Origin of the sequence: uncultured Thiodictyon sp. (genome assembly GCF_903946935.1) — a bacterium.
In the GTDB taxonomy this organism is placed as follows: domain Bacteria; phylum Pseudomonadota; class Gammaproteobacteria; order Chromatiales; family Chromatiaceae; genus Thiodictyon.
This window is the reverse complement of sequence record NZ_CAJAXH010000095.1, coordinates 1-3365: the sequence shown is the minus strand read 5'-3', so window position 1 is coordinate 3365 and position 3365 is coordinate 1. Positions and strand designations below refer to the sequence as shown.

Genomic DNA, 3365 nt, shown 5'->3' with positions numbered 1-3365 from the left:
TCTGCTCGGCGACTGGTCGCTGATCACCGCCTGGGGCGGGCTGGAGTCTCACCGGGGACAGGTGCGGCGGGCCTTGGTGGCGTCGGAGGCAGAGGGGGTGAAGCGGTTGGCGCAGATTGAGAGGCGGCGCCGGCAGCGGGGCTACGTGACTGTAAAACCGATTGAATTTTGACCGTCCGTATTGCGCTATTGTTCATTTTAGGAGAGAGCCATGTCAGTAGCTAAACCTGATCGCGCGTTGACACAAAAGAGAATCGCTGAACTTTACAGTAAGTTCTCCTGGCCGATGATGCACGCCTGTATCACTGAGCATCAGAAAACGGTGGGGCTTGCCATCTCGCAAATGCTGTGGTTAAGACTGGTGACTGGAGCGGATACGGAAGAAACGATTGCTCAAGACCTCAAGCTCGTTTTTCCCGACAGTCATGATTCTATCGTCGCTTTCGGTTCACTATACTTTTTTAAAATGAAGCCAACTTTGAAAGGAAGTGCCATCAAGCAACTTCAGCAGCATTTCGCACAGTTAGAAAAAAAGACTTAAGTTTCCGGCTTTCCCAGAGGGGATACCAGCGGGGCGGGGGGGTGCGCTGGGGGATTTTCGAGGGGTGTGGCCAGAGCCAGCCAAACCCTGCGAAAACTCCCGGCCCCAAGTGCCTGGCCCTGGACGGCTTTCAGAACCCGGAAACTTCAGATGTCAAATGAGTCCTCGATATATGTGCTTTGATATCCTATCCCAAAGGCTGCGGACAGCTACACCTAACGGTTCAGTGGGAAACTCATGACAACCGAATCCATCCAAATCCTCGACAGGCTAACCGCCGATGATCCAGAACTCAGAGAGGACCTCCATCAATTTGCACTCCGTTCCAGCGCACGTCATTTTACGCAAATACAGGCGGTGATGATTTCGGAGTGGGCTTCTGCGACTAACCACTGGATGCCGGAGGAGGAGATGTACCAGCATGCTGCGGCAATCTGGCGTCATCTGCGGCGCGGTGGTTGATAGAGCCAAACGAGACGGTCGGTGGGCTTACATAGGTTTTCTATTCCGTTGAGCCCTATACCCCGTTTTCCGTACCCACCATGATGAGCGTCCCGTCATCCCGAAATTTCCAGAAACACAGCGTGCCTGTGCGAGCAGGCTGTCTGCCAAATCAAAAGGTCAACCCCATGTCCGCATTGTTTTCCAGTTTCAAGCTCAAGGACGTCACCCTGCGCAATCGCATCGCTGTTCCGCCCATGTGCCAGTACAGCGCCGAGCATGGCTTGACCAACGATTGGCACCAGGCGCACTACACGAGCCTTGCGCGCGGCGGTGCCGGATTGGTCATTGTCGAGGCGACCGCCGTGGCGCCGGAAGGCCGCATCACCCCGGCCTGCCTCGGTCTGTGGAACAACGACCAAGTCGAGGGCTTGGCGCGCATCGCGGCGGCGATCAAGTCGAGCGGCGCCGTCCCGGGCATTCAGATCGGCCACGCGGGCCGCAAGGCGAGCGCGAACCGCCCCTGGGAGGGCGACGACCACATTCCCGCAGGTGATCCGCGGGGCTGGACGACGATCGCCCCATCCGCCTTGGCCTTCGGCGCCAATCTACCCCGCGTACCGATGGCGATGACGAACGATGACATCGCCCGCGTCCGCAACGATTTTGCGGCAGCCGCCCGCCGCGCGCACGACGCCGGCTTCGAGTGGCTCGAACTGCACTTCGCCCACGGCTACCTGGCGCAGAGCTTCTTCTCGGTTCACGCCAACCAACGCACCGACGCGTATGGTGGCGGCTACGCCGGGCGCAGTCGTTTCTCGATCGAAACGCTGGCCGCCGTGCGCCAGATCTGGCCGGAGCGCCTGCCCTTGACCGCCCGGTTCGGCGTGATCGAATACGACGGTCGCGACGAGGAGACCCTCACGGAATCCATCGAATTGACCCGCGCCTGGCGGCGCGGCGGGCTGGACTTACTCAATGTCAGCGTCGGGTTTTCTATCCCCGAGACGCAGATTCCATGGGCACCGGCCTTCCTGGCGCCGATCGCCGAACGGGTCCGCCGCGAAGCCGAGCTGCCCGTGGCCTCCGCTTGGGGCATCGACGCCCCGGCCACCGCCAACCGGGTGGTCGCGGAACACCAGATGGATCTGGTGATGGTCGGCCGCGCCCACCTCGCCAATCCGCACTGGCCCTACCACGCGGCCCTGGCGCTTGCCGAGGAGAAACCGTCCTGGGTGCTGCCGGCGCCTTACGCCCACTGGCTGGCAAACTGGCGATCCAGTACCTGACCTGACCATCCGCTGACAACCCCGCGCAAGCGGGGCGATGACGGCTCATGATCGAGCGCCGGGCGATTCGAACGCTCATGGCGGAAGCTGCGGGTCGGAGTGATACCGACTGAGATCGATGCTGTAGCCATTTGAGTTACTCATGACGCCCTCGGCCATCCTGTTTCGCGTCACCCATCATGCGATGTTGCGTTTTGTCTGGTGACCCCATTTAGTCTCACCAGTGAGATCAGGAGCGCGCCCATGAAACCACAACAGCCCCCCAGAGACGGTCCCAACAATCCCCAGCCCTCCGAGCGTGGCAAGACCTGGGGACTTGTCCCGCGGCGCTATACCGCCAATCAGCGCGCGCTTGCCCGGGTTTATCTGCCCCAGTTGCTGGCCGACCTTGCCGCAACCGCTGACGCGTGCCCCGGGCGGTTGGGGGTAGGCCCAACAGCGCCGCTGGTGACGAATCCCCTGACCGCTGACGCGGTCCCCACGGCGCGCCCAGAAACAGCCAAGTGAACCTGGTCGGCTGCGCCGTCCCGCACTATCCCTCGCCCTGAACGGCTGGCCGGGAGAAACGGGTCACACCGCATCGGCAGAAGGCGTGCCGATCTGGGTGCCAGCATCGTCTTGCACGCGCCCTTTGAGCTTCTCGCCGGCATGGTAAGGTCACGACCCGGCGGGCGGTGATCTGGACCTCGATCCCGGTCTTCGGGTTGCGCCCCGGGCGCTCCTTCTTCTCGCGCAGTTCGAAGTTGCCGAACCCGGACAGCTTGACCTCCTCGCCACGCTCCAGGGTCTTGCGGATTTCCTCGAAAAAGCTGTCGACGAGGTCTTTGGCCTCGCGTTTATTGAGCCCCAGTTCCTCGAACAGGTGCTCTGCCAAGTCGGCTTTGGTCAAGGCCATCCTCTCACTCCCGTCATCGTGCGCAGAAATAGACTCAAAGCGCGAGGCACACAGGTCCCGCGATCCAAGCCGCTGCTGGCCGGCAAGTGTCTGAGAAGACGCCTGCAAAAGCAATCTTGACAAGGGGTTATTTCTGGCCCGCTGGTGTTTCGCCCAGGCCGTGGGCCGCGTCCACGGGGTCCGTAACGGACAGCCCCCG

Annotated in this window: 4 protein-coding genes and 1 pseudogene; 4 read left to right on the top strand and 1 reads right to left on the bottom strand. The window is 61.5% G+C overall.

Going from position 1 to position 3365, the window contains the following annotated elements; genetic code table 11:
* The first annotated feature begins 211 nt into the window (after nt 1-211).
* The 4 genes from QZX93_RS08685 (at nt 212) to QZX93_RS08670 (ending at nt 2778) form a co-directional block, all read left to right on the top strand.
* Nucleotides 212-541 (top strand): hypothetical protein, encoded by a 330-nt coding sequence (locus QZX93_RS08685; RefSeq protein ID WP_295384062.1) that lies wholly within the window; start codon nt 212-214, stop codon nt 539-541.
* A gap of 237 nt (nt 542-778) precedes the next feature.
* Nucleotides 779-1003, top strand: coding sequence for a hypothetical protein (locus tag QZX93_RS08680; RefSeq protein WP_295384060.1), 225 nt, complete (start codon nt 779-781; stop codon nt 1001-1003).
* Between the two features lie 167 nt (nt 1004-1170).
* Nucleotides 1171-2271, top strand: coding sequence for an NADH:flavin oxidoreductase/NADH oxidase (locus tag QZX93_RS08675; protein WP_295384058.1), 1101 nt, complete (start codon nt 1171-1173; stop codon nt 2269-2271).
* 243 nt (nt 2272-2514) lie between these two features.
* Nucleotides 2515-2778, top strand: a complete 264-nt coding sequence (locus QZX93_RS08670; protein WP_295384056.1) for a hypothetical protein — start codon at nt 2515-2517, stop codon at nt 2776-2778.
* Between the two features lie 63 nt (nt 2779-2841).
* On the opposite strand, the pseudogene QZX93_RS08665 reads toward QZX93_RS08670, so the two are convergent.
* Nucleotides 2842-3166, bottom strand: a pseudogene (locus tag QZX93_RS08665) (integration host factor subunit alpha).
* Between the last annotated feature and the right edge of the window lie 199 nt (nt 3167-3365).

Excerpts from the sequence above, each read along its gene's own strand:
- QZX93_RS08685 (WP_295384062.1), top strand. The coding sequence starts at position 212 with ATGTCAGTAGCTAAACCTGATCGCGCGTTGACACAAAAGAGAATCGCT.
- QZX93_RS08680 (WP_295384060.1), top strand. The coding sequence starts at position 779 with ATGACAACCGAATCCATCCAAATCCTCGACAGGCTAACCGCCGATGAT.
- QZX93_RS08675 (WP_295384058.1), top strand. The coding sequence starts at position 1,171 with ATGTCCGCATTGTTTTCCAGTTTCAAGCTCAAGGACGTCACCCTGCGC.
- QZX93_RS08670 (WP_295384056.1), top strand. The coding sequence starts at position 2,515 with ATGAAACCACAACAGCCCCCCAGAGACGGTCCCAACAATCCCCAGCCC.